This is a genomic window from Undibacterium sp. Di24W (assembly GCF_049340325.1).
Lineage (GTDB): Bacteria > Pseudomonadota > Gammaproteobacteria > Burkholderiales > Burkholderiaceae_D > Undibacterium.
Window position 1 is genome coordinate 1 of sequence record NZ_JBMPOP010000028.1, and the last position, 383, is coordinate 383.

A 383-nucleotide genomic window follows, 5' to 3' on the forward strand; every position below is an offset into this window, starting at 1 on the left:
GTCAAATCCAACACGTTGATGTTGTTCAATTTTGGTGTAATGACGGTACCGCCGTTGTCATTCGCGTTACCCAAAGTGGCTGTCAATTTGTTGACGGTACCTGTACCTGTCAAGACGTCTTCGTCTTGCAGGGAGTTGATACGATTGCCGCCGCCTGGTGTGTAGACTAATTCTGATGTGAAATTCACGCCAGATACTTTGTCTGTACCACTGGTCAACACTGGGTTGTTACCGTTAGTTTGCTTCGCAACTTCCACAGACGCTGGGTCTTTAGTCACGTTAGCCATGATCGTCGTTGCACCAGCAACATCATTGCTGTTCAAGGTGAAACCGTAGTATTCACCCACTGCCACTTTGTTCAAGAACAGGGCTTTAGAATCCAA

At 47.0% G+C, this 383-nt stretch carries 1 protein-coding gene; it reads right to left on the bottom strand.

Annotated features, from left to right (window positions below; translation table 11 throughout):
* Positions 1–383, bottom strand: a 383-nt coding sequence (locus tag ACO0KZ_RS20480) for a hypothetical protein (RefSeq protein WP_422998637.1), incomplete at both ends; no start/stop codon positions are given.